Origin of the sequence: Halanaerobacter jeridensis (assembly GCF_016908315.1) — a bacterium.
Classification (GTDB): Bacteria; Bacillota; Halanaerobiia; order Halobacteroidales; family Halobacteroidaceae; genus Halanaerobacter; species Halanaerobacter jeridensis.
Genome location: NZ_JAFBDQ010000043.1, coordinates 1 through 1492, shown reverse-complemented (window position 1 = coordinate 1492; position 1492 = coordinate 1). Strand labels below are relative to the sequence as shown.

The window sequence follows — 1492 nt, the reverse complement described above, 5'->3', positions numbered from 1 at the left end:
CCCAGGGACGTTATGCGAAATCCATATAACTCTTGAAAGGAGGAAGACTATATGCCGGTAAATAGATCAATTATAAAATGTGAAGTTTGTGAAAGTTTAACAATGGTGAGAACACAAATTGGTTATTTAGAAGAAATCCCAATAAGAATTCCTTGTGAGAATTGTAATATATTAATAGAAGGAGAACTTTTGGTTAATTCCAAAGATGGAACATGGAAAATCAACTTTAATAATGCTGAAATGCAGAACCCTCAAAAAATAGAAGATAAAGAAATAGATTATTATTTGGAGACCTCAGGTGAATTATTAACTAGAAAGCTAATTAAGAATAATGGGCTTGATTTTAATAATATGAATTTTTCGCCTTTTTTAAAAAATATAGACCGTATGGGACACGATAAAATTATTGAATTCATGAAACGTTTTTCTTCATTTATTAATGATATTGAAAATATTTGGCCTAAAATAAAACGGATAAATCAATTATGGATAAATGAAAGTTATGATTATATCGAAAAAGAATTGAAAAAATTATTACCTGAAATAGAATTTCCTATGAAAAACAAATTGGATTTTTTGAGAGGAATACATAAAGCAAATATATTTTTCTTGTGGCAAGGTATTAATACCGAAAAATATGAAAAAAAGTATAAAGAAACATTTGATAATGTTGATAAGTTAATTTCTGATAAACCTAAGAAAATTGGAGAATTAGCTATATATTTTGGAGATGAAGGATTATTAGAATTATATGAAGAGAAAGTATTATTGCAAATAGATAAGTTTCTCAATAAATTCATATACTTAGCGCCAGTTTTTGGTTTGCAATATTATGATGAAATAACTCAAAATGATATTAGAAATAAAGGTATTACCACTACATCGTTTAATGATATAAAAGACTTATATATTGACTCTTATGAAATTATTTTTGAGGTATATAATCTAGTTATGGCTTTCAATAATTTAGAACATAGAAACGACTTTAATAAAATGCCGGAAAAAAGAAGCGATGTAACAGAGTTATCAGAGTTTAAAAATCAATCTAAAGGGATAAAATTAAAATATTTAACTGAAGAAGATGAAGAAAAGTTTGATAGTTTATTAAAACCTTATTTGGATAATAAAATAAGAAATGCAATTGGACATAATTCATATAAATATGATGCTATTGAAGAAATAATTTATTATGATCCATCACGCAATGAATTTAGCAAAGAAAATGCTAAAGAAATTTATTTATTAGATTTTGCAATTAAATGTTATAAAACATTCGAAAACTTTGTTAACATTTTAGAGTTAATATATCAGACTCGAATGATATATTTTATGACAGAAGGTTTGTCACCTAGTATAGAGTTTGATAAGTATATGGAGGAACTGAATAATCTTTAAGGTTATATGGACTTCGCATAACATGCGATTAGCGACATCTAGGCTAAGAGGGATATGCAGGGTTGCAGAACTGACTTATGAAATTTAGGAGAATAGG

At 26.6% G+C, this 1492-nt stretch carries 1 protein-coding gene; it reads left to right on the top strand.

From position 1 onward, the window contains the following. Positions 1–51 precede the first annotated feature (51 nt). Complete coding sequence (locus JOC47_RS15230; RefSeq protein WP_204703289.1) at positions 52–1395, top strand: hypothetical protein; 1344 nt, start codon at positions 52–54, stop codon at positions 1393–1395. Positions 1396–1492 lie beyond the last annotated feature (97 nt).